This window comes from Blautia glucerasea (assembly GCF_020537505.1).
GTDB lineage: Bacteria > Bacillota > Clostridia > Lachnospirales > Lachnospiraceae > Blautia_A.
Window position 1 is genome coordinate 137,386 of sequence record NZ_JAJBMO010000003.1, and the last position, 24,899, is coordinate 162,284.

A 24,899-nucleotide genomic window follows, 5' to 3' on the forward strand; every position below is an offset into this window, starting at 1 on the left:
GACGCCGCTGTTTTAATTGAGTAAAATGAACAGCAAGAGTTTCAAACAACGAGGAGGAAATATCTATGGAAAACAGACGTGTTTCAATGAACCGCCACACGAACCTGCTTCAGTTAGAGGAGCATATGTACCCACTTGTGGACGTTACAACTCCCAATGTATTCCGAAATCTTTTTCCATATTCAGAAGTACCGAAGATTGCATTTAACGACAGGGTCGTTCCACATCATATGCCAGATGATATCTGGATCACTGATACTACATTCCGTGATGGCCAGCAGTCAAGAGCTCCGTACAGTACTGAGCAGATTGTAAGGATTTACGATTACCTTCATAAGCTGGGCGGGCCGGAGGGAAGGATTCGTGCTTCTGAATTTTTCCTTTACAGCAAAAAAGACCGTGATGCAGTTGAGAAATGTATGGAGAGAGGATACGAGTTCCCGGAGGTTACCAGCTGGATCCGCGCCAATAAGAAGGATTTCCAGCTTGTCCGCGATATGGGTATGAGAGAGACCGGTATTCTGGTAAGCTGCTCCGATTATCATATTTTCTATAAGATGAAAATGACACGTAAACAGGCTATGGAGCATTACCTGAGCATTGTCAAAGAGTGCCTGGAGATCGGCGTTTCTGTCCGCTGTCATCTGGAGGACATTACAAGAGCCGACATTTACGGCTATGTAATCCCGTTCTGCCTGGAACTGATGAAGCTTCGCCAGCAGTACGGTATTCCGGTTAAGGTCCGCTGCTGCGATACCATGGGCTATGGTGTCAACTACCCTGGTGCCGTGATCCCGCGTTCTGTGCCTGGTATTATTTATGGTATTATGGTCCATGCAGGAGTTCCATCTGAGCTGATCGAGTGGCATGGTCACAACGACTTCTACAAGGCCGTCAGCAACTCTACAACAGCATGGCTATATGGCGCATGTGGTGTCAATACCTCTTTGTTTGGTATTGGAGAGCGTACTGGTAATACTCCGCTTGAGGCTATGGTATTTGAGTATGCACAGCTTCGGGGAAATCTTGGCGGTATGGACACTACGGTTATTACAGAACTGGCTGAGTATTATGAGAAAGAGATCGGCTACCATATTCCGGAGAGAACTCCTTTCGTTGGAAAGAACTTCAACGTAACAAGAGCCGGGATCCACGCCGATGGACTCCTGAAAAATGAGGAGATCTACAATGTATTTGATACTGAAAAATTCCTGAACCGCCCGGTCGAGGTGGCTGTTTCCAATACCTCCGGAGCTGCCGGAATCGCACACTGGATTGACAGCCATTACCGTCTGAAGGGTGACCAGAAGGTAGATAAGAACAGCGAGCTTGTAAAGATGATCAAGTCCTGGGTTGACCAGCAGTATGAGGAAGGACGTGTTACGGTTCTTTGCGATGCAGAGCTGGAGACCGTTGTATCTGAGACCTGCCAGAGACTTGGGATTACATTAAAATGAGAACACCAGGATTGTGGGAGCAGCGTGGCTGCGGTACAATCCGTAGTGTTCGGAGTATAACTACAAATAATTTTATACTAGGAGGAAATAATGGGTAAAATTCAAATGCAGACCCCTCTTGTAGAGATGGACGGGGACGAGATGACCAGAATTCTGTGGCAGATGATTAAGGATGAGCTTCTTCTTCCTTTTGTAGATCTGAAAACAGAATACTATGACCTTGGACTGGAATACAGAAACGAGACAGATGATCAGGTAACCATAGATGCAGCAGAAGCCACAAAAAAATACGGCGTTGCTGTTAAGTGTGCCACTATTACCCCGAACAAAGCCAGAATGTCCGAGTATAATCTGAAGAAAATGTATAAGAGCCCTAATGGAACCATCCGTGCCATCCTGGACGGAACTGTTTTCCGCGCTCCGATCGTGGTAAAAGGAATTGAGCCATGCGTGAAGAACTGGAAGAAACCGATCACCATTGCACGTCATGCTTATGGCGATGTATACAAGAATGCTGAAATGTACATTGACAAACCAGGCGATGCCCTGCTGGTATTTAAAGGGGATGACGGAGAAGAGCGGACTGAACTGATTCATCATTTTGACACTCCTGGTGTGATCCAGGGCGTTCATAACCTGGACAAATCCATTACAAGCTTCGCAAGATGCTGCTTTAATTATGCATTGGACATCAGGCAGGATCTGTGGTTTGGCGGCAAGGATACCATTTCCAAAACTTACGATGGTAAATTTAAAGAAATTTTCCACAATATTTATGAGGCTGAGTTCAAAGAGAAATTTGAGGCAGCAGGCATTACCTTCTTCTACAGTCTGATTGATGACGTAGTAGCCCGTGTAATGAAAGCAGAAGGCGGATTTATCTGGGGCTGCAAGAATTATGACGGTGATGTGATGAGCGATATGATCTCCTCCGCATTTGGGTCACTGGCTATGATGACTTCTGTTCTGGTTTCACCAGATGGATATTATGAGTACGAGGCTGCTCATGGGACAGTACAGAGACATTATTATCGTCATCTGAAAGGAGAGGAGACCTCTACCAACTCTGTAGCGACCATCTTTGCATGGACAGGCGCACTTCGTAAACGCGGCGAGTTAGATAAGAATCAGGAGCTTGTAGAGTTTGCAGATAAGCTGGAGAAAGCAACTCTTTCCACGATCGAAGGCGGACAGATGACCAAAGACCTGGCGCTGATCACGTCCTTAAAGGATGTGAAAGTCCTTAACAGCCGTGGGTTTATTCTGGCGATCAGAGAGAAGCTTGAGACAATGTAATGAGATAAACAACTTTGAAAAGTAGTTTGAGACAAAATGTTAATATTGTTATAAAAAACAGGAACGGTTTCGGGTATCTATTCGAAATTCGTTCCTGCTTTTATACCTGCACACTCGAATCCACATCCTACGCGATTGGTATAGTTATTTATGAAACGATGTACTAGTTTGTGCCGGTGCGTGGCCCTGTGGTGGCTGTTTCGTTTCGTAAATACAAATTATGGAGGAGGATAAGAATTGCAGGATATCACTGGCAAGAGTTTATAGCTTAATGCTATGCCAGCTCCTCCCACTTCTCATAAAGCCCTTCCAGTTCCTCTGCAATTGCAGCCTTCTCCCGGCTGAGCTTGGTGCATTCTGCCACATTCGTACAAACATCCGGCAGAACCATAGTGTTGTCGATTTCTTTATCCCTTGCTTCCAGCTCCTCGATCCGGGCTTCCACTTTCTTTAATTCATTTTCCCGTTTGCGCTTCAGTGCCTGTTTCTCTTTCTGCTGCTGCCAGGTAAGCTTGGTTTCTGAAACAGTTTCCTTTGCTTCCAGAGAAGCAGATTCCTGAATTGGAGCGTAAATCTGCGTCATTTCATCTTTCTTTTCCAGATAGTAATCATAATCCCCGATATAGTTAACAATAGCCTGATTCGTCAGATCCATAATACGGGTGGCAGTCTGGTTAATAAAATAACGGTCATGGGAAACGTAGAGTACGGTTCCGGTATAACTGTTCAGCGCCTCTTCCAGAATCTCTTTGGAAGCAATATCCAGATGGTTGGTAGGCTCATCCAGGATCAGGAAGTTGGCTTCTGAAAGCATCAGCTTTGCCAAGGAAACACGGCCTCGCTCACCACCGGAGAGAGCGGAAATCAGCTTGAATACATCATCTCCTGTGAAAAGGAAAGCAGCCAGCATATTGCGGATCTCTGTTTCCGTGAGAGTTGGATAAGTGTCGGAAATTTCCTGGAAAATGGTTTTCTCCATATGCAGAACATGGTGTTCCTGGTCATAGTATCCAATCTGCACTTTGGAACCAAGGGCAAAGCGTCCTGCGTCAGCTTCCACGATTCCGTTGAGAATCTTCAGAATGGTGGTTTTGCCAGTACCGTTATTGCCGATCAGGGCTACACGCTCACCACGCTTGATCTCAAAATTAATATCTGTAAATAAGGTCTGTCCAGGGAAAGCCTTGGAAAGCCCCTCTACCGTAAGCACGTCATTTCCACTGATAAAACGGGGCTCCAGGGAGATGCGCATCTGGTTATCAATTTCGATCGGCTTCTCAATACGCTGGATCTTGTCCAGCATTTTTACACGGCTTTCCGCGCGCTTAATGGATTTCTCACGGTTAAAAGAGCGGAGCTTAGTGATAACAGCCTCCTGGTGTTTAATCTCTCTTTGCTGGTTCAGGTATGCCTTGTACTGGGCGTCACGCAGCTGCGCCTTCTTAAGAGCATAAGCAGAATAATTTCCCTCGTACATTCGCATCTGGGCTGCCTCGATCTCCACGATCTTGGTGACAACTTTATCCAGAAAATAACGGTCATGGGAGACGATAAATACAGCACCCGGGTAGTTGAGAAGATAGGTCTCAAGCCAGGCAATGCTCTCCATATCCAGGTGGTTGGTTGGCTCATCCAGAAGCAGGATATCCGGCTTGGAGATCAGAAGCTTACCAAGGGCAACCCGTGTCTTCTGACCACCGGAAAGGTTTTCAATCTGTTTGTTGTAGTCTTCCTCTTCAAATCCAAGACCCTTTAAAACACCTACAATCTCACTTTTGTAAGCGTAGCCGTTCTCAAGCTCAAACTGATGGGTAAGACGGGTGTAGCTGTTCATCAGGCTTTCCAGCTTTTCACCAGCTACATATTTCATTTCCTGTTCCAGAGAACGGATCTTATCCTCCATGTCCAGAATGTACTGCTTAGTGGTCATCAGTTCCTCATAAATAGTGTGATGCCCATGAATGTCCTGGTACTGTGCCAGATAACCGATCTTCTTATCTTTGGCAATAACTACCTGTCCGGAATCGGCGGAAATCTCCTGCATAATAATACGAAGGAGAGTAGTTTTTCCTGCGCCGTTATTGCCAATCAGGGCGGCCTTTTCCCGTTCTTCTATGTGAAAGGAAGCATCCTGCAGGATTACTTTTTCCCCAAAAGATTTGCAGATGCTCTGACATGATAAAATCATAATTTCCTCCTTAAAAAGCCAGTTTCGTAAATACAAAATCTGTCATATATAAAAGCCTGTTGCTTTAGGCAATGGCTTGTCCAGAAGAATATTATACTTGAAAAACAGATTTTTTGAAAGAATAATTGTCAAATAACAAAAAAAATGTAAAAATTTGTAAGTATGCACAAGCAATCCCATGAAAGCTCTGAAAAATATAGTATTTCTGTATTTTCTGCTTATTGCAAATTTACCGCTGCTTATCATAAAATATCGTATTTTTGTGTTAGTCTGAATGTCAGGAAAAAAGAAGCCAGAGAGAGAATCTGATTGGAGGGAAGGACAGTTTAGAATAAGCATAACGAGTCGGAGGTCACGGATCGCAAAGAGGCTTCTGTTTTTTTGTTTTTAGGCGTTAAAGCATTTTATTTTTCTTGTGTATAGTGGAGTATTAGCGTATAATAGAAATAGTTTTTTTCGCATATGTTTAAAAGCTATAATAAGAAAACTGGCAAAAAAGATGAAAGTCTGCGACGCAAAGCTACAGGGCCTGTAAAATGGCAGCCAGTTGCATGAACTGATGTGCACTGTCTGTGAGACGGTGTTTTTTTCGGCGTTACTTCATAGACGTAACAATACTCACGATATACGTACTCCTATGAATGCAATCATTGGTATGACATCATTAATCCGATATGATGCCTGTTATGAATGGCCATGAGGCAACAAAGGCAATCCGCAGAAGTTCCCATGAACTGGCAGGGAATCAGATATGAAAAAAACGAAAAGGATAGTTAGGATAGACAGAAAATGAAAGGAAAAAGAGTGATTGCAGGCATTCTGCTTGCGGGAATTTTAGCAGTTACCCTGGCAGGGTGTAAAAACACAGATAACACGAAAGAAGAAACAGAAAAGCCCGTCATTACCCTCGGCAGCGACAGCTATCCACCATACAATTATCTGAATGAGGATGGTGTACCGACGGGCATAGATGTAGAACTGGCTACAGAAGCTTTCAAAAGAATGGGATATCAGGTGGAGGTTGTCCAGATCAACTGGGAGAAGAAAAAAGAACTGGTGGAGAGCGGAGAGATTGACTGTATCATGGGGTGTTTTTCCATGGAAGGACGTCTTGACGATTACCGCTGGGCAGGACCGTACATAGCAAGCCGCCAGGTGGTCGCTGTAAATGAGAATAGTGACATCTATAAACTGAGCGATCTGGAGGGAAAAAACCTGGCTGTCCAGTCCACAACCAAACCGGAAGGTATTTTTCTGAACCGGACAGATGATAGAATCCCCAAACTGGCAAATCTGATCAGTCTCGGACACCGGGAGTTGATTTATACGTTTCTGGGGAAAGGATATGTAGATGCAGTTGCTGCACATGAGGAATCTATCGTCCAGTATATGAAGGATTATGATGCAAGCTTCCGTATCCTGGAAGAGCCTCTGATGATCACCGGAATAGGTGTCGCTTTTGCAAAAGATGATGACAGAGGAATCTGTGAACAGATGGAACAGACATTGGAACAGATGCGTCAGGATGGCACATCCCTGAAAATTATTGAAAAATATCTGGATGATCCCCAGAAGTATCTGGAGGTGGATGACCTTGGATATTAAGAGAAAGAAAAAAGAAAAACGAATCCAGATGATCGGAGGTCTGATTGGAATCTGTGTGGCTGTAGTCTCTCTGTTTTATTTCTTCCATATAAAAAAAGCGGAAGCAGAGAAAAGAATGGTGGAGATTGTAAATTATGTCAAAGTGCAGTGTTCCACCTACACCCATTATAATGAATCTTCCGAATCCAAAAGTCTTCTCCGCTCAATTGAAAGTGCCAGACAGATGAGTACAAATATTAACATGGAAATCGAAAACGGCGGACAGCTAAGCCAGGAGTTCTTGAAAGAAAACCTGCAGACTCTCTGGGTGGATGGTATCATTGTACTGGATATAGAAGGAAAGACGGACTGTGAATACAGCACGGACGAGGCTCTGGCTAATGAGATTACGGAGTATCTGCAAAAAGAAATTATCGTAGATTTTGCCGGATATGAAGAAAGATCTTATTCAGAACGGTTTGCCAGGGAAGATGGATCCTATATTGACATTGCAGCCTGTGCCAGAAAAGATGCACCGGGTATTGTTGCAATCTACTATTACACATCTCCTGAATTTACCAGAAATTATACTTTGACAATGCAAAGTCTTTTAAATGGCTATAGTACCCGGAAGGATGGAACGATTATTGTTGCAGACGAGGGAATCGTTGTTGCCAGCAATGATCAGAGCCTGTTGGGGCAGAATACGGCTGACAACGAAGTTGTTCAGGCAATGAAGGGGCATACAGACAGTCAGCACATTTATCATTTGAAGAATGAAGGGAGCGGATGCTACGGAATCATGCTGAAGCAGAGGGATTACTATATTTATGCATATCTTCCGGATACAGAGGTGTTCCACAATCTTCCATTAAGTGTGATAAGTGTTATTTTTCTCTATTTTCTGATATTCGGCACATTCTGGTTCTGGACATACAGAACCAATCTGGTGCACTGGAAACAGGAACAGGAAAAAGATGAAAAATATAAAGCAGAACTTCTGATAGCTGCAAAAAAGGCAGAAGCCGCCAATGAGGCAAAAACAGAGTTTCTCCAGCGAATGAGCCATGATATCCGGACTCCGATCAATGGAATCTGCGGCATGGTCAATATGGCAGAACATTATGCAGGTGATTTGGAGAAACAGACGGAATACAGGACAAAGGTGAAAAAGGCGTCCAATCTGTTGCTGGAACTGGTAAATGAAATCCTGGATATGAGTAAGCTTGAGTCAGGCGAAATCGTTCTGGAAGAGATTCCATTTAATCTGAGCAGTATTTCAAGGGAAGTATTTGCTGTGATCGAGCAGATGGCTGCAGAACAGAATATCCGGATCGAGTGGGAGAAAAAAGAAATCACACATCGGGATTTTATTGGAAGTCCGGGGTATGTGAAACGTGTGATGATGAACATCCTGTCCAATGCGGTGAAATATAACAGAGAAAACGGACATATCTATATCAGCTGCATGGAAATCCCATCCGAACAGCCGGGAATGACCACAATGGAATTTGTCTGCCGGGATACCGGAATCGGAATGACTGAGGAGTTCCAGAAATGTGTATTTGAACCATTTGCACAGGAACACACAGGAAGCCGTACAAAATTTGCCGGAACAGGACTTGGAATGCCGATTGCAAAGAATCTGGTCGAGAAAATGGGTGGAACCATTACTTTTGAAAGTGAAGAGGGCGCAGGCACCACCTTTGTGATCCGGGTTCCGTTCAAAATAGATCTGGATGCGGATAAACGTGAAGAACAAAAGGATGTATCAGAAAACTCTATAAAGGAACTGCATATTCTTCTGGCAGAAGACAATGACTTGAATATGGAAATTGCAGAATTTATGCTCCAGAATGTAGGCGCTGAGGTGACGAAAGCATGGAATGGACAGGAAGCTGTTGAGCTATTCAGAAAAAGTAAACCTGGTGAATTTGATGTCATTCTTATGGACATTATGATGCCGGTTATGAATGGTTATGAAGCTACAAAGAAAATCCGTTCTCTGGACAGAGAGGATGCAAAGGTGATTCCGATCATTGCAATGACGGCAAATGCGTTCACGGAGGACAGACTGAGGGCAAAAAAAGCAGGAATGGATGAACATATAGCAAAGCCCGTTGATGGAAAATTATTAATAAAGGTAATTCATAAACTGATGAAACACAATTTCAGGGGAAGTCATAATGAAAAAACGGAATAAGTTACTTGCTGCACTTCTGGTGATGGCGACAGCCACATCACTTTTGTCAGGCTGTGGCAGAAAAATTGCAGAAAAAGAAGATGCAGAAACCATCACAGTGTATTTATGGAGCACCAGCCTGTATGATAAATATGCACCATACATCCAGGAACAGCTTCCAGATATCAATATTGAATTTGTAGTAGGAAATAATGATCTGGATTTTTATAAGTTTCTTGATGAAAACGGTGGATTGCCGGATATTATAACCTGTTGCCGGTTTTCCCTGCATGATGCAAGTCCGCTGAAGGACAGTCTGATGGATCTTTCCACAACCAATGCGGCAGGAGCTGTCTATGATACCTACCTCAACAGTTTTATGAACGAGGATGGCAGTGTAAACTGGCTTCCCGTGTGTGCAGATGCCCACGGTTTTGTAGTGAACAAGGATCTTTTTGAAAAGTATGAGATTCCGCTGCCAACCGATTATGAAAGCTTTGTCTTTGCCTGCCAGGCATTTGACGAGGTGGGAATCCGTGGCTTTACTGCAGACTATTATTACGATTATACCTGTATGGAAACACTGCAGGGTCTGTCTGCATCAGAATTGTCTTCTGTAGACGGACGCAAGTGGCGCACCACCTACAGTGACCCGGATAATACAAAGAGAGAAGGTCTGGATGGTACCGTCTGGCCGCAGGCTTTTGAACGCATGGAGCAGTTTATCCAGGATACAGGGCTGAACCAGGATGATCTGGACATGAATTATGATGATATCGTTGAGATGTACCAGAGTGGTAAGCTTGCCATGTACTTTGGCAGCTCAGCGGGTGTAAAAATGTTTCAGGATCAGGGCATTAACACAACATTTCTGCCATTCTTTCAGGAGAATGGCGAAAAGTGGCTGATGACGACCCCATATTTCCAGGTGGCCTTAAACCGCGACCTGACACAGGACGAAGCCCGCCGGAAGAAAGCAATGAAGGTATTGAATACAATGCTTTCAGCGGAGGCACAGAACCGGATCATTAGTGATGGACAGGATCTGTTGAGCTACAGCCAGGATGTGGATTTCAGGCTTACGGAGTATATGAAGGATGTGAAACCTGTGATCGAAGAAAATCATATGTATATCCGCATTGCGTCAAATGACTTTTTCTCCGTTTCCAAGGATGTGGTGTCTAAGATGATCTCAGGAGAATACGATGCAGAGCAGGCCTATCAGTCATTTAATACCCAGCTTCTTGCGGAAGAAGCTGCTTCAGAGAATACCGTGCTGGATTCACAGAAATCCTATTCCAACCGCTTTCATAGCAGTGGCGGGAACGCGGCATATTCGGTTATGGCAAACACCCTGCGCGGCATTTATGGTACGGATGTGCTGCTCGCAACCGGAAACAGCTTTACGGGAAATGTGCTGAAAGCCGGTTATACAGAAAAAATGGCGGGTGACATGATCATGCCAAATGGTCTGTCAGCTTACAGCAGCAAAATGAGCGGGGCTGAACTAAAAGAGACGGTTAAAAACTTTGTAGAAGGCTATGAGGGAGGATTTATCCCGTTTAACCGTGGCTCTCTGCCAGTGCTCAGTGGTATTTCTGTGGAAGTCACGGAGGCAGATGATGGCTATACATTGAGCAAAGTTACAAAGGACGGAAAACAAATTCAGGACGAGGATACTTTTACGGTAACCTGCCTTGCGATACCAAAACACATGGAAGCATATCCCACAGATGAGAATATTGTGTTTGAGGGAGGAGATACCACTGTGAAGGATACCTGGACAGGATATATTTCAGATGGTGATGCCATTCTTGCAGAGCCTGAAGACTACATGACTCTGAGGTGAGAAGAATGGATATTAAGAATCGTAATAAAGGCAGAAAGAAACCTGGCATGGGAAAACGCTCCCGGATTGCTGTCTTTACAGCTGTTTTACTGGGAATTGTTCTGATGGTTTTCCGATATTTTGACTTTGTGTCGAAAACCATTTATGAGGAAAGCGTTTCTCATCTGACAGAGATTTTTCATCAGTCTGATAATATGCTAAGGGAACTGACAGATAAGAACCTGACTTATCTCCATATATGGGGTGAGAATCTGCAGAATATCTCCAGCGAAGATGAAATCCGTAATTATATAAAGAATGCGCAGGAGGATGCCGGATTTTTGGATTTCTTTTTTCTGTCAGCCGACGGAAACTATAAGCTGGTGACAGGGGAAAACGGATACCTTGGATTACAGGAAGATATTGAAGAGGACATCCGGCAGGGAAAGGATGTGATATCAAATGCAGCAGTTCCAGGAAAATCCCAGCTGCTTGTTTTTGCCACTCCCAGGGCGCATGGAAGCTATCAGGGATTTGAATATGATGCCATTGCCATTGCCTATGAAAACTCTGATATCGTAGATGTACTGGATATTTCTGCTTTCAATGGAAATGCACAGAGTTTTATTGTTCATCCGGATGGCCGTGTTGTGATCGATCATTCTTCTGAGTCATGGGGGAATGTATATAATTTCTTCGGTGTTCTGAGAGAGCATTCTGATATGTCTGAGAAAGAGGTTAATAAGCTTTCGGAGAAGTTTAAAGCGGGACATACCGGTGCGCTGCTGGTAGATCTGGATGGAAGAAACTATTATCTGGTTTATGAAAAATCGGATATTCAGGACTGGGTATTTCTGGGACTTGTACAGGCGGATATTGTCAATGCCAGTATGAACAGCCTGCAGCGTAGCACAATGTTCCTTGTGGCTGCTGTCGTGTTCTGTATTGCCGCCTTTTTTATCAGCCTTATTATCCAAAAAAGCAGGACAAGCCTTAGAAGAAAGGACACACAGATCCGGTACAGGGACGAACTGTTTCAAAAGCTGTCAATGAATGTGGATGACGTTTTCCTGATGCTGGATGCCAAAACATATCAGGCAGATTACGTCAGCCCGAATGTGGAAAAGCTGCTGGGCATTACGGTAGAACAGATCCGCAAAAATATTCGTGTTCTGGGAAAAATGCATCCAGAGGAACATGAAAATCCGGAGAAAAATTATCTGGAGGAAATCCGGGTGAATGAACAAAGAGAATGGGATTTTGAATATGTTCATCAGAAAACAGGGGAAAAACGCTGGTTCCATAATATTGCAATGGGCAGTGAGATAGACGGAAAAAAGAAATACATCCTGGTTATGTCGGACCGTACCGCTGACTGGAAAATGAACCAGGCACTTTCTGAGGCAGTCCGTGCGGCGGAGACAGCAAACAGGGCCAAGAGTACCTTCCTTTCCAACATGTCTCACGATATCCGGACACCAATGAATGCGATCATCGGCTTTACCACACTGGCTGTAAGTAATATTGATGATAAAAACAAGGTTCGGGATTATCTGGGAAAGATCCTTTCCTCCAGTAACCATCTGCTTTCCCTGATCAATGATATCCTGGATATGAGCCGGATTGAGAGCGGAAAGATCCATCTGGAAGAAACGGAGGTCAGTCTGTCGGATGTGCTTCATGATCTGAAGACGATCATCAGCGGGCAGATCCATGCGAAACAGCTGGAGCTTTATATGGATGCCATGGATGTGACAAATGAGGATGTCTATTGTGATAAGACGAGGCTGAATCAGGTGCTGCTGAATCTTTTGTCCAATGCGATCAAGTTTACTCCTGCTGGCGGAACCGTTTCTGTCCGGCTGAAACAGTATCCTGGGCTCCAAAGAGGCAGTGAACTGTACGAGATCCGGGTGAAGGATACAGGAATTGGCATGAGCCAGGAATTCGTGAAGAAGATCTTTTCTCCTTTTGAGAGGGAGCGGACTTCCACTGTGAGCAGGACTCAGGGTACAGGACTTGGCATGGCCATCACCAAGAATATTGTGGATATGATGGGCGGCACCATTGAGGTCCGGACAGAGCAGGGGAAAGGTACCGAATTTATCGTCCGTCTGCCATTCCGGACTCAGCCTGAGAATCACCGGATAGAGAAGATTGCAGAGCTGGAAGGCCTTAAGGCTCTGGTTGTAGATGACGATTTTAATACCTGTGACAGCGTGACAAAAATGCTTGTGAGGGTTGGAATGCGTTCGGAATGGACACTTTCCGGTAAGGAGGCTGTTCTGCGTGCACGGCAGTCTATGGAGCTTGGGGATGCCTTCCATGCTTATATCATCGACTGGCGTCTGCCGGATATGAATGGTATTGAGATCACCAGACAGATCCGCAGTCTTGGTGACGATACACCGATCATTATTCTGACTGCTTATGACTGGTTAGACATCGAAGTGGAAGCCAGGGCTGCAGGGGTAACTGCATTCTGCGCGAAACCTCTGTTTATGTCCGATATCAGAGATACCCTGATGGCTGCCATTGGCCAGAATCAGGCTGAGCAGGAGAATCCTGTTCTTCCGGCGGCATGCTCAGATTTCAGAGGCAAATGTATACTGCTTGTGGAAGACAATGAACTGAACAGTGAAATTGCGGTGGAGATCCTTAATGAATATGGCTTCCTGGTGGATACTGCAGAAAACGGGGCAAAGGCAGTTGAGAAGGTCAAGAGGTCGAAACCGGGCGATTATGATCTGGTGCTGATGGATGTGCAAATGCCGGTAATGAACGGATATGAGGCCACGAAGCAGATCCGTGCCCTTAGGAATCCGGCACTGGCAGGAATCACCATCCTTGCCATGACGGCCAATGCTTTTGACGAGGACAGAAAAAAAGCGCTGGAATGTGGTATGAATGGATTCTTATCCAAGCCAATCGTTCTAGAGGAATTGATCAGTACGTTACAAAATAATCTGACAGATTAGTAATAAGAACCTGCTAAGAAGTTCGGTTAACAACTTTTTAGCAGGTTTTTAAATTATTTTTAAGCGTTAAAGCGGTGAGGCTTTTCTTGTGTAAAGTGGAGTAGGGGAGTATAATAAAATCAGTTTTTGCATAATTTTAAAAGCTATAATAAGAAAATCGGCAAACCAGATGAAAGTCTGGGACGCAAAGCTACAGGGCCTTTAAAATGGCAGCCAGTTGCATGAAATTATGAATTTGGTTCCTGTTCACTCCGTGACCAGCAACACACTTCGCGATGCACAGAAATCATGCATTCGCATGATTTCGCGCCGATGTTCCCGGGTTTTCTGTGAGCTTCGCCAAAAAAAACACCTGGCGGAACGTTACCAGTGAACAGTAACTGAATTTGCAAAATATTTGTAATTCTGCACAACTTTAATTGACAAGAAAATAACATTTAGGTATAATTGACATAGTGTGACGCGGAAAATTTAGGCAGCGGAAACAAGGAGGGGAACATTTTGGAGGCGAAGGAAATCTCAAAGGCAGTGATCAAAAGACTGCCAAGGTATTATCGCTATCTGGGGGAGCTGATGGAAGAGAAAGTTGAGCGTATATCTTCCAATGACCTTAGTAAGAAAATGCATGTGACTGCATCACAGATCCGCCAGGATTTAAATAATTTCGGCGGTTTTGGACAGCAGGGCTATGGATATAATGTTGAATATCTTTATACAGAAATTGGTAAGATCTTAGGACTGGACACCATTCATCCTATGATCATTCTTGGTGCAGGTAACCTGGGACAGGCACTTGCCAATTACGGGGATTTTGAGAAAAGAGGATTTCGTCTGGTTGGGATTTTTGACGTAAATCCGGTTCTGGAAGGAATTTCGGTTCGGGGAATTGAGATTCAGATGATCAGTCACCTTCCAGAATTTATCAAAGAGAATCAGGTAGAGATCGCCATTCTGACTCTGCCGAAGAACAAGGCCAAGGAGATGGCGAAGGTTCTCATTGACAATGGAATCAAGGCAATCTGGAACTTTGCACATACAGATCTTGATGCTCCTGAGAACGTGATCGTGGAGAATGTTCATCTGTCTGAGAGCCTGATGGCGCTGTCTTATAATTTAAGCCAGTACCGCAACGAGCATAAAGAAAACAAAGAATAAAACGTTACTGTGAAGGACATGACAGTAACAACAAAAGGTCAAAGAGGACTGCTGCTTGTCTCGCTGAAAGATTTACAGGAGACCGGGCGGCAGTTTTGCATTAGAGCGTGTTTGAAAATGGCTTTAGCGGTTAATGGGCAGAGAGTGAACTGCAACCGGAGCCCAAAAGTTATTCTAATGTTAGGAGTGGTTTTATGAAAAAAGTTGTGACCTGCAGTCAGATGAAGCTTCTAGACTATGGTACTATTCATAATATGCATGTTCCCTCCCTGGTTCTTATGGAGAGGGCGGCGCTTGCCACGGCAGAAGAAATCCGGAAGTATCTGGAAAAGAAAAACAGTCCTGGAAACTTAGAAAAAGAGCGGATACTGGCCGTCTGCGGTTCCGGCAATAACGGTGGTGACGGAATTGCCATTGCAAGGCTTCTTCATCTTGCCGGGATTTATTCCGAAATCTATCTTGCCGGAAATCCGGACAAAATGACCGAAGAAACCAGACACCAGTGGGAAATTGCCAGGAACTATGGCGTTCCCGCAACGAATAACCCGGTATGGGATGAATATACTGTTATAGTAGACGGAATTTTCGGCGTTGGGCTGTCCAGGGAGATTTCTGGAACTTATAAGGAAATTATCCACTGTATAAATCAGAGCAGGGCTTATAAAGTGGCGGTGGATATTCCGTCTGGTATTCACGGAGATACGGGAGCAGTACTTGGAATTGCTTTTCAGGCAGATCTGACGGTGACCTTTGCATACCGGAAACGGGGACTGTGCTTTTTTCCTGGCAGAGCATACGCTGGCAGGATCCTGGTGGCGGACATCGGAATCTATGACCGGAATCGTGATGGCAGTGGACTTGCAGATCAGGCAGCCTGGCATCTGGAGAAAAGGGATGTGGAAACACTTCCTGCAAGATCTGCCTGGGGAAATAAAGGAACCTTTGGAAAAGTACTTTTGGTCGCAGGCTCGAAGGGCATGTGTGGGGCAGCTTATTTAAGCGCCAGCGCAGCGCTTCACGGGGGAGCCGGAATGGTCAAGCTCCAGACTGTGGAAGAGAACCGGATCCCACTGCAGAGCCTTCTTCCCGAGGCTATGGTGACCTGTGAGTTTGACGAAGCGTCCAATGAGAAAAACTTAAACTGGTGTGATGTGCTGGTGATCGGACCTGGACTTGGCACCGAACGGGTTGGAAAAGAAAGATTGCTCTGGTTCCTGAAAAACGGGACAAAAGCAGGAAAACCGGTTATACTGGATGCAGATGGCCTGAATTTTCTGGCCATGAATCCCCAGTGGTTGGAATATCTGAACCAACAGACCATTCTTACCCCTCACATGGGAGAAATGAGCCGGCTTACCGGCAGGACAATTTCCGGACTAAAAGCAGATCCAGCGGCCAGTGCCTGGGAGTTCGCTAAGAAAACAGGCTGTGTCTGCGTATTAAAAGATGCCTGTACCACTGTGGCAGATGGAGATGGTAGTTTGTACCTGAACCTTTCCGGCAACTGCGGAATGGCAACGGCTGGAAGCGGAGACGTTCTGTCTGGTATGATCGCAGCTGTTCTTTGCATGTATTTAAGCAGTACGGAGAACCGGGATATTTCTTATAAAACAGCGCTGGCAGTGTATATTCACGGTCTTTGCGGTGATATTGCCAGAGAGAAAAGAGGAACTCACAGTATGACGGCGAAAGATATGATCGAAGCACTTCCGGAAATATTAAAGCTGGCAGAAAATTTAGAATAAAAATCGAGGAAAAAATTATGGAAAAATACAGCAGAATTAAAGCGTTGATTTCTCTTGACGCGGTCCTGTATAATTTTGAACAGATGAAAAAGAGCATAAAAGAGGGAACAAAGATCATTGCTGTAATCAAAGCAGACGCATACGGACACGGTGCTGTGCCCATTTCCAGGATGCTTGAGGAACTGGATTATGTCTGGGGCTTTGCCACGGCTACGGCTCAGGAGGCCCTGCAGCTTAGAAGAGCCGGGATCACAAGACCGATCCTGATCCTGGGGCTTGTTTTTGAAGAGTACTATAAAGAACTTGTGGAAAATGAGGTGCGCATGGCAGTCTGTGATTATGAGACCGCGAAGAAGTATGATGAGGCCGCTGCCAGGGCAGGCAAAAAGGGCCTGATCCACATTGCTGCTGATACAGGTATGACCAGGATCGGATTTAAAGACAGCGAAGAAAGCCTGGAGGATATCCGCAGGATCGCAGCGCTTCCCAATGTGGAGATCGAAGGCTTGTTTACCCATTTTGCAAGGGCAGATGAATATGACCGGGCTCCGGCTATGGTACAGCTGAAAAGATACCTGGATTTTGCAGAGCTCCTGGAAAAGAATGGCATCCAGATCCCTCTTCATCACTGTTCCAACAGTGCCGGGATCATCCGCGTACCGGAGGCAAACCTAAACATTGTGCGCGCCGGGATCACCATTTATGGAATTTACCCTTCCGAGGAAGTGGAGAGGGATATTGTGAAGCTGCAGCCGGTTATGTCCCTGAAAAGCCATGTTTCCTATGTAAAAGATGTGGAACCAGGAACGGAAGTCAGCTACGGCGGCACCTACACCACAGACCATGTGACCAGGATGGCGACTATTCCGGTAGGTTATGCAGATGGATACCCCAGAATGCTTTCCAATAAAGGCTGGGTACTGATCCATGGAAAGAAAGCACCGATCTGCGGAAGAGTCTGCATGGATCAGTTTATGGTGGATGTAACAGAGATCCCGGAGGTAAAAGCAGGAGATGAGGTGACACTTCTTGGAAAAGATGGGGATGAGGTGATCAGTGCAGATACCCTGGGAGATTTATCCGGACGGTTTTCCTATGAGTTTGTATGCGATATTAATAAACGTGTACCAAGAATTTATATCAGAGATGGAAAGGAGAGTGGCGAATTGACTCATTTTGAATGAGAACCAGTTCGTTTATGTTAAAAAAAGCTTTCCACAAAGTGGAGCGTACAGATTTCGGGAAGGACAAAAACCCGTCAGCTGTGATACGCTGACAGCATTTGCAAAAATATCAGACAGGATTTTTACAGTAAAGTACCACACATGTATACACATGAAAAAAGTTGGAAATACTTATTTTCAGAAGTGAAAAATGAAGTTGCTGGTCAGAGCCTGAACAGGAACAAAGTGAAAGCAAAACGGAGTGTGAATTGTGTGGTAATTAAAAGAGGGGATATTTTTTATGCGGATCTTCGGCCCGTGGTGGGAAGCGAGCAGGGAGGCATCCGCCCGGTACTTATTATTCAGAATGATGTAGGAAACAGACACAGTCCAACTGTGATCTGTGCAGCCATCACATCCAAAATGAACAAGGCGAAGCTGCCAACCCACATTGAGATCGATGCATCTGCTTACGGGATTGAAAAAGATTCTGTAATTTTGTTAGAACAGCTTCGCACCATTGACAAGAGAAGATTAAAAGATAAGGTATGCCATCTGGACGGCCCTATGCTTGACAAGGTGAATCATGCCCTTGAAATCAGCCTGGAGCTTACATTCTCTTGACGAAAAGAAACTTTAGTGATATAGTTGTTAAGTCTCAGCGGCAATTATTGCCGCATTTGCACGTTCGTGCTGCTGTGGAAATTCTGACGGCAGCCCGGCTCTTTAGGAGGAACAAAGGTTTAATATATGGAAGCTGGCAGTAGTATGCCCCTGGCGGGCTTTGTTATTTTATTGTTGCTTTTGTGGCTGAACGGTATTTTTTATGGCTTTTCAGCTGCAGTGCACAATCTGAGCGGGAACGAAGTGGAGAAGCGGGCCCAGGAAGGAGATAAGAAAGCAATCTATCTGTTATCTCTGATCAACAATCATGTTTCATTTGTCAATGCGATTCCGCTGATTGTTATGGCTTCCGGAGTCAGCTTCGGAGCATTTATCGTTCCATGGGCTACCGAGACCTTTCATCCCTACATAAAGCATTTGGTGGCTTTGATCCTGGTGCTTGCGCTGGTGATCATTCTGCTTGCGTCTCTTGGTATTCTTACGTTCAGGAGGATCGGAACCTATCACCCGGAGAAATATGCATACCGGTATATGAAGGTTGTGGGAACTTTTACCAGGATTCTGTATCCCTTTACCATGTGTGTTACCTTTATCGCCAAGCTGGCGGCAAGACCTTTTGGTGTTACCTTTAACCAGGCGGAGGATCCGGTGACAGAAGAAGAGATCATTTCCATTGTAGATGAAGCCCACGAGCAGGGTGTGATCGAAGAAAATGAAGCCGAAATGATCCAGAACATTATGGAGTTCACGGACACAGAAGCCAAGGACATTATGACTCACCGCAAGAATGTGATCGCATTCGACGAGGAGGACAATCTTCAGACCATTGTGGATACCATGCTGGAGGAGGGGAATTCCCGCTATCCGGTGTATCGGGAGACCATTGATAATATAGTGGGGATCATCCACTATAAGGATGCCTTGAAATTCCTTACCAGAAATTCCTGGGCGAAGTTCAAGCCCCTTAAGGATCTGCCTGGATTGATCCGGGAAGCCTCATTTATCCCAGAGACAAGAGGAATCAGCGATCTTTTCAAATCCATGCAGATGAAGAAAATACATATGGCTGTGGTGGTTGATGAATATGGCCAGACTTCAGGAATTGTTTCCATGGAGGACATACTGGAGGAAATCGTAGGCGATATTCTGGATGAATACGATGAAGATGACAGCACCTTCCGTACCCAGAAGGACAACAGTGTGATCATTGATGCACTGGCGTATCTGGAGGATGTATCGGAGGAGCTTGACATTGATTTCGGTAAAGTGGAATTTGAGACCTTAAACGGTTATCTGACCAATCTTCTTGGACACATTCCTACGGAAGATGATCTGGATAAAGAAATAGTTGTAAACGGCTATCGTTTCAGAATTCTTTCTCTTGGCAATAAAACCATCGGAAAGGTACGGGCCGAAAAGATAAAAAAAGAACCAAAAGGAGAGGAAAAGAAATGTCAGGACATTCAAAATTCGCAAACATAAAGCACAAGAAAGAAAAAAACGACGCTAAAAAAGGTAAGATCTTTACCATCATTGGCCGTGAGATCGTAATGGCTGTTAAGGCTGGCGGTCCAGACCCGAACAACAACGGTAAGCTTCGTGACGTTATCGCCAAAGCGAAAGCAAACAACATGCCAAACGATACCATCGAGCGTGGTATTAAGAAGGCAGCAGGCGCTGATTCTGCTGACAGCTATGAGAAGGCTGTATATGAAGGATATGGCCCGAACGGTGTTGCCATCATCGTCGAGACTCTGACTGACAACAAGAACCGTACAGCCAGCAACGTAAGAAATGCTTTCACAAAGGGTAACGGAAGTATTGGAACACAGGGATGCGTATCCTACATGTTCGACCAGAAAGGCCAGATCATCATCGACAAGGAAGAGTGTGAGATGGATGCTGACGACCTGATGATGACTGCTCTTGACGCAGGTGCTGAGGATTTCAACGAGGAAGAGGACAGCTATGAGGTTCTTACAAACCCGGATGATTTCAGCGCAGTACGTGAAGCTCTTGAGGCTGCAGGTGTTCCGCTCCTTGATGCACAGGTTGCCATGATTCCGCAGACCACTGTAGAGCTGACTGATGAGAAGTCTCTTAAGGATATCCAGAGAATCCTTGACCTTCTGGATGACGATGATGATGTAACAGATGTATGGCATAACTGGGACGAATAATTTTTTACCTGCCTGAAACCTGTAGAGAATAATTTTATTAGATTTGCAGATAATACCTCCATACGATTGTGTGGAGGTATTTTTATGCAGAAAATAGAAAAAAAAACAGATAATGACTCAATTAGGGAAAATCAGACAGAAAGCGGAAAAAAAGAAGCTTTGGAAAAAGAAGAACAGCAAAATAAGCAGATTCTCGATATGGGGCAGATTACTTTAAATGAGAATGCCAATAAATATAAGGTGGAGCTTCTGACCATCATAGGCGAAGTGGAAGGCCACGAGTCTGCGCCATCCAACAGTAAGACTACAAAGTATGAGCATGTTCTGCCCAGGCTAGCCACGATCGAAGACGACGAATCTGTGGACGGGCTTCTGGTTTTGTTAAACACAGTGGGTGGCGATGTGGAAGCCGGCCTTGCCATTGCAGAGATGATCGCGTCTTTGAGCGTGCCAACTGTTTCCCTGGTCCTTGGCGGCGGTCATTCCATTGGTGTTCCCATGGCTGTTTCCGCAGACTATTCCTTTGTTGTCCCAAGCGCCACCATGGTGATTCACCCAGTGCGCACAAACGGCATGTTTATCGGAGTTGCCCAGTCCTACCGCAACATGGAGAAGATCCAGGACCGGATCACTACCTTCATTTCCAACCATTCCCATACTTCCCAGGAACGGCTGGAAGAACTGATGCTGGATACCACACAGCTGGTAAAGGATGTGGGAACCCTGTTAGAAGGCCCGGAAGCTGTAAGGGAAGGATTGATCGATGAAGTGGGCGGAATGAAGGAAGCCCTTGGAAAATTATATGAATTGATCGGCGAAGAGAAAAGCAAAACCACTGAAAAATAATAATTTATACATTTTTTGGAAAAATATAAGAAAAACAGGAGAATTTCATTTTACTAACCCACTTTTTTGTGCTATAGTGTTATAGGATATGACCGACACAAGTGTCCATACAGCGGACATATACATGAAGTGACGGTTAAATATAGGCCGCTGCCCGTGGAGTGAGCAGTGACAAATATAGTACTTCAGGAGGGAACTATGTATAAGATACTCAACGCAGAGAAACTTTCTGCAAATGTTTTTCTTATGGATGTGGAAGCTCCTCGTGTGGCTAAGCATTGTCTGCCTGGCCAGTTCGTCATCGTAAAGATGGACGAAGTAGGAGAGAGAATTCCGCTTACAATCTGCGATTATGATGCAGAGAAAGGTACTGTAACAATCGTTTTCCAGCCGGCTGGTGCTTCTACAACCAAGATGTCCGAGCTGAAAGCAGGCGATTATTTCGAAGACTTCGTTGGACCGCTGGGACAGCCATCTGAGCTTTGCCACGAGGACATTGAAGAGCTTAAGAAGAAAAAAATTGTTTTCGTAGCAGGTGGTGTTGGAACAGCTCCTGTATATCCTCAGGTAAAATGGCTTCATGAGCACGGCATTACTGCTGATGCAATCGTTGGTGCCAAGACAAAGGATCTCCTTATTCTTGAGGACAAGATGAAAGAAGTATGTAATCTGTATGTTACTACAGATGATGGTTCTTATGTACGTAAAGGTATGGGTACAGACGTACTTCGTGACCTTGTACAGAACCAGGGCAAAGAGTATGATCTCTGCGTTGCAATCGGACCTATGATCATGATGAAATTTGTCTGCCTGTTAACAAAAGAACTGAACATTCCTACAGTTGTCAGCATGAACCCGATCATGGTAGACGGAACCGGTATGTGCGGTGCCTGTCGTTTGATGGTTGGCGGCGAAGTTAAATTTGCCTGCGTTGATGGACCGGAATTTGATGGACATAAAGTTGACTTCGATCTTGCCATGAAGAGACAGCAGATGTATAAGACCGAAGAGGGACGTGCTCTTCTGAAGCTTCAGGAAGGCGATACCCATCACGGCGGATGCGGACAGTGTGGAGGTGACAAATAATGGCAGATGTATTAAAGAAGGTACCAGTCAGAGAGCAGGCTCCTAAGGTACGTGCGACTAACTTTGAAGAGGTTTGCCTTGGTTATAATAAAGAAGAGGCAATGGAAGAAGCAAACCGTTGTCTTGGCTGTAAGAAAGCAAAATGTATGGAAGGATGCCCGGTATCTATCAATATCCCAGGCTTCGTTCATGAAGTAAAAGAAGGAAACTTTGAGAAAGCTTACCAGATCATCGGCGAGTCCAGTGCTCTTCCGGCTGTCTGCGGACGTGTATGTCCTCAGGAGACACAGTGCGAGGGTAAATGTATCCGCGGTATGAAAGGTGAGGCTGTTTCTATCGGTAAACTGGAGCGTTTCGTTGCTGACTGGGCTAAGGAGAATGGTATCAAACCAGTTCCGGCTGCACAGAAGAACGGACACAAGGTTGCAGTTATCGGTTCCGGTCCTTCCGGGCTTACCTGTGCCGGAGACCTTGCAAAGATGGGTTACGATGTAACAATCTTCGAGGCTCTTCACAAAGCAGGCGGTGTTCTTGTTTATGGTATTCCGGAATTCCGTCTTCCAAAAGACAAAGTAGTTGCTGCAGAGGTTGAGAATGTAAAATCTCTCGGCGTTAAGATCGAGACCAACGTTATCATTGGTAAATCTGTAACAATCGACGAGCTCCTGAAGGATGAGGGCTTCGAGGCTGTATTTATCGGATCCGGTGCCGGACTTCCTATGTTCATGGGAATCCCGGGAGAGCAGGCAAACGGCGTATTCTCCGCAAACGAGTACCTGACACGTAACAACCTTATGAAAGCATTCCGCGAGGATTATGATACCCCGATCGCACACGGCAAGAAAGTTGCTGTTGTAGGTGGTGGTAACGTTGCCATGGACGCTGCAAGAACTGCACTTCGTCTTGGAGCAGAGGTACATATCATCTATCGTCGTTCTGAGGCAGAGCTTCCTGCACGTAAAGAGGAAGTTCATCACGCTAAAGAAGAGGGCGTACAGTTTGATCTTCTCTGCAATCCGGTTGAGATCCTTACAGATGACAAAGACTGGGTAACCGGTATCAAATGTATCCGTATGGAGCTTGGCGAGCCGGATGCTTCCGGAAGAAGACGTCCTGTTGAGATTCCTGGTTCTGAGTTTACCATCGACGTTGATACTGTTATCATGTCCCTTGGTACAAGCCCGAACCCGCTGATCTCTTCCACAACCATCGGTCTTGATGTAAATAAGAGAAAATGTATCATCGCTGACGAAGAGTTTGGTAAGACCTCCAAAGAGGGTGTATATGCTGGTGGAGATGCTGTTACAGGTGCGGCAACTGTTATCCTTGCTATGGGAGCAGGTAAAGCAGGCGCCCGCGGTATCGATGAGTATATTAAGAGCAAATACGCAAAATAATAAAAATCTGTTTTACGAAAAAGTAAGATAGAATGTGTTTCCCCGTCTGGGATTTCCGATTTGAAATCCTGGACGGGGATTTTTATATGGCAGGAAAAAATTTGGCGCGAAATCATGCGAAAGCATGATTTCTGTGCATCGCGGAGCGTGTTACTGGTCAAAGAGTGAACAGTAACTGGCGAAGATCACAGGGAAACAGTCGTTCGAATAAAAGTTGTATCTTATCCTGTTTTATGATATAATGGATTCGCTTGGTGGGCTTTTGCAGTCTGCCTTACCCAAAAAAAGAAAAGGAAATATTTATTATGTCAGTTTTACAGGCAATCTTATTGGGAATTGTTCAGGGAATCACGGAGTTTCTTCCTGTGAGCAGTTTCGGACATCTGGCAGCGATAGAGAATGCAATGGGAATCACCCGCAATACGGCAGTTCTTTTCGAAGTGCTTCTTCATGTAGGTACATTGGTGGCCATTTTCTTTGCATTCTGGAATGATATCCGCAGAATCGGAGAGGAACTTCTTGGCATGATCATGGATCTGGTCGGCAATGCGAATATTTATTTCCATAATCGCAGGACAGGAGAGAACCTTCATTATGCCAGAGTGGTACATGGTACCTATCGTAAATTTACGGCGATTATGGCAGTTTCGTTTGTTCCTACTGCAATGCTTGGATATATTTGCAGAAGACTTGTGACCAGGGCAGCTATTTCACCGCTGCTTCCAGGAGCGTGTATTCTTGTGACTGGAGTGTTCCTTCTGGTGACAGATCTTAGCAATATTGGCGGGATCAAGACACCGAAAGATGTTACATATGACAATGCCATGTGGGTTGGAATTTGTCAGGGAATTTCTGTATTTCCAGGAATCTCCAGATGTGGAATGACCATCTGTGCCGGGCTTTTATGTGGCTTCAGCAGGAAATTTGCAGTGAAATATTCTTATCTGATCAGTATTCCTGCAATTCTGGGATCACTGTTTCTGGAGGTCCCGCAGTTTACCACACCGAAGATGACCGTGTCTCTTGGTTTTACTTATATTCTTGGAATGATCGTAGCAGGAGTAGTTGGATACTTTATGATCCGTTTCCTTCTTCAGATCGTACAGCATGCGAAACTGCGCTATTTCGCATTTTATTGCTTTGTGGCAGGAGCCATAGCGCTTATTAGTAATTTTGCCTGATGAAGGGGG

The 24,899-nt window shown here is 45.0% G+C and carries 17 protein-coding genes and 2 riboswitches; of the genes, 16 read left to right on the forward strand and 1 reads right to left on the reverse strand.

Annotation, left to right across the window (positions count from 1 at the left end; genetic code table 11):
• The first annotated feature begins 65 nt into the window (after positions 1-65).
• Together LIQ05_RS03825 and LIQ05_RS03830 are read left to right on the forward strand one after the other, a co-directional pair.
• A complete protein-coding gene (locus LIQ05_RS03825) occupies positions 66-1,457 on the forward strand; it encodes a 2-isopropylmalate synthase (RefSeq protein WP_226818753.1) in 1,392 nt (463 codons plus the stop codon).
• Between the two features lie 90 nt (positions 1,458-1,547).
• Positions 1,548-2,753: an NADP-dependent isocitrate dehydrogenase gene (locus tag LIQ05_RS03830; RefSeq protein ID WP_226818755.1), complete on the forward strand. Its 1,206-nt coding sequence runs from the start codon at positions 1,548-1,550 to the stop codon at positions 2,751-2,753.
• A 274-nt stretch (positions 2,754-3,027) separates the two neighbouring features.
• Here the strand turns inward: LIQ05_RS03830 and LIQ05_RS03835 are convergent, their stop codons facing one another.
• Positions 3,028-4,941, reverse strand: coding sequence for an ABC-F family ATP-binding cassette domain-containing protein (locus LIQ05_RS03835; RefSeq protein ID WP_226818756.1), 1,914 nt, complete (start codon positions 4,939-4,941; stop codon positions 3,028-3,030).
• Positions 4,942-5,420: 479 nt separating this feature from the next.
• A riboswitch (cyclic di-GMP riboswitch) is annotated at positions 5,421-5,496 on the forward strand.
• Positions 5,497-5,730: 234 nt separating this feature from the next.
• Here LIQ05_RS03835 and LIQ05_RS03840 point away from each other — a divergent pair.
• The 14 genes from LIQ05_RS03840 to LIQ05_RS03905 all read left to right on the forward strand — a co-directional run bounded on the left by LIQ05_RS03840 (position 5,731) and on the right by LIQ05_RS03905 (position 24,890).
• On the forward strand, positions 5,731-6,546 hold the full coding sequence (locus LIQ05_RS03840; protein ID WP_226818758.1) for a substrate-binding periplasmic protein: 816 nt from the start codon (positions 5,731-5,733) through the stop codon (positions 6,544-6,546).
• The gene (locus tag LIQ05_RS03845) at positions 6,530-8,728 is read left to right on the forward strand and encodes a hybrid sensor histidine kinase/response regulator (RefSeq protein WP_226818760.1); all 2,199 of its coding nucleotides are present in this window, start codon (positions 6,530-6,532) and stop codon (positions 8,726-8,728) included. Before LIQ05_RS03840 ends, LIQ05_RS03845 begins: the two co-directional genes overlap by 17 nt.
• Positions 8,712-10,556 (forward strand): extracellular solute-binding protein, encoded by a 1,845-nt coding sequence (locus LIQ05_RS03850; protein WP_226818762.1) that lies wholly within the window; start codon positions 8,712-8,714, stop codon positions 10,554-10,556. Before LIQ05_RS03845 ends, LIQ05_RS03850 begins: the two co-directional genes overlap by 17 nt.
• 5 nt (positions 10,557-10,561) lie before the next feature.
• Positions 10,562-13,513: a response regulator gene (locus LIQ05_RS03855; RefSeq protein WP_226818763.1), complete on the forward strand. Its 2,952-nt coding sequence runs from the start codon at positions 10,562-10,564 to the stop codon at positions 13,511-13,513.
• A gap of 149 nt (positions 13,514-13,662) precedes the next feature.
• Positions 13,663-13,738: riboswitch (cyclic di-GMP riboswitch) on the forward strand.
• Between the two features lie 276 nt (positions 13,739-14,014).
• Positions 14,015-14,668, forward strand: a complete 654-nt coding sequence (locus LIQ05_RS03860; protein ID WP_226818765.1) for a redox-sensing transcriptional repressor Rex — start codon at positions 14,015-14,017, stop codon at positions 14,666-14,668.
• A 194-nt stretch (positions 14,669-14,862) separates the two neighbouring features.
• Positions 14,863-16,413 carry an NAD(P)H-hydrate dehydratase gene (locus tag LIQ05_RS03865; RefSeq protein ID WP_226818766.1) on the forward strand — a complete coding sequence of 517 codons (1,551 nt, stop codon included), beginning with the start codon at positions 14,863-14,865 and terminating at the stop codon, positions 16,411-16,413.
• 17 nt (positions 16,414-16,430) lie between these two features.
• The gene (gene alr / locus LIQ05_RS03870) at positions 16,431-17,597 is read left to right on the forward strand and encodes an alanine racemase (protein WP_226818767.1); all 1,167 of its coding nucleotides are present in this window, start codon (positions 16,431-16,433) and stop codon (positions 17,595-17,597) included.
• A gap of 252 nt (positions 17,598-17,849) precedes the next feature.
• Positions 17,850-18,200 (forward strand): type II toxin-antitoxin system PemK/MazF family toxin, encoded by a 351-nt coding sequence (locus LIQ05_RS03875; protein ID WP_021926628.1) that lies wholly within the window; start codon positions 17,850-17,852, stop codon positions 18,198-18,200.
• Positions 18,201-18,326: 126 nt separating this feature from the next.
• Positions 18,327-19,682, forward strand: a complete 1,356-nt coding sequence (locus tag LIQ05_RS03880; RefSeq protein ID WP_226818768.1) for a hemolysin family protein — start codon at positions 18,327-18,329, stop codon at positions 19,680-19,682.
• A complete protein-coding gene (locus LIQ05_RS03885; protein WP_226818769.1) occupies positions 19,652-20,380 on the forward strand; it encodes a YebC/PmpR family DNA-binding transcriptional regulator in 729 nt (242 codons plus the stop codon). Before LIQ05_RS03880 ends, LIQ05_RS03885 begins: the two co-directional genes overlap by 31 nt.
• A 198-nt stretch (positions 20,381-20,578) precedes the next feature.
• On the forward strand, positions 20,579-21,226 hold the full coding sequence (locus LIQ05_RS03890) for a ClpP family protease (RefSeq protein WP_416385976.1): 648 nt from the start codon (positions 20,579-20,581) through the stop codon (positions 21,224-21,226).
• 198 nt (positions 21,227-21,424) lie between these two features.
• The gene (locus LIQ05_RS03895) at positions 21,425-22,312 is read left to right on the forward strand and encodes a sulfide/dihydroorotate dehydrogenase-like FAD/NAD-binding protein (RefSeq protein ID WP_195587320.1); all 888 of its coding nucleotides are present in this window, start codon (positions 21,425-21,427) and stop codon (positions 22,310-22,312) included.
• Entirely contained in the window at positions 22,312-23,709 is a 1,398-nt protein-coding gene (gene gltA, locus LIQ05_RS03900) for an NADPH-dependent glutamate synthase (protein ID WP_226818773.1), read from the forward strand. Before LIQ05_RS03895 ends, gltA begins: the two co-directional genes overlap by 1 nt.
• 305 nt (positions 23,710-24,014) lie before the next feature.
• Positions 24,015-24,890, forward strand: coding sequence for an undecaprenyl-diphosphate phosphatase (locus tag LIQ05_RS03905; RefSeq protein ID WP_226818775.1), 876 nt, complete (start codon positions 24,015-24,017; stop codon positions 24,888-24,890).
• The last annotated feature ends 9 nt before the right edge of the window (positions 24,891-24,899 follow it).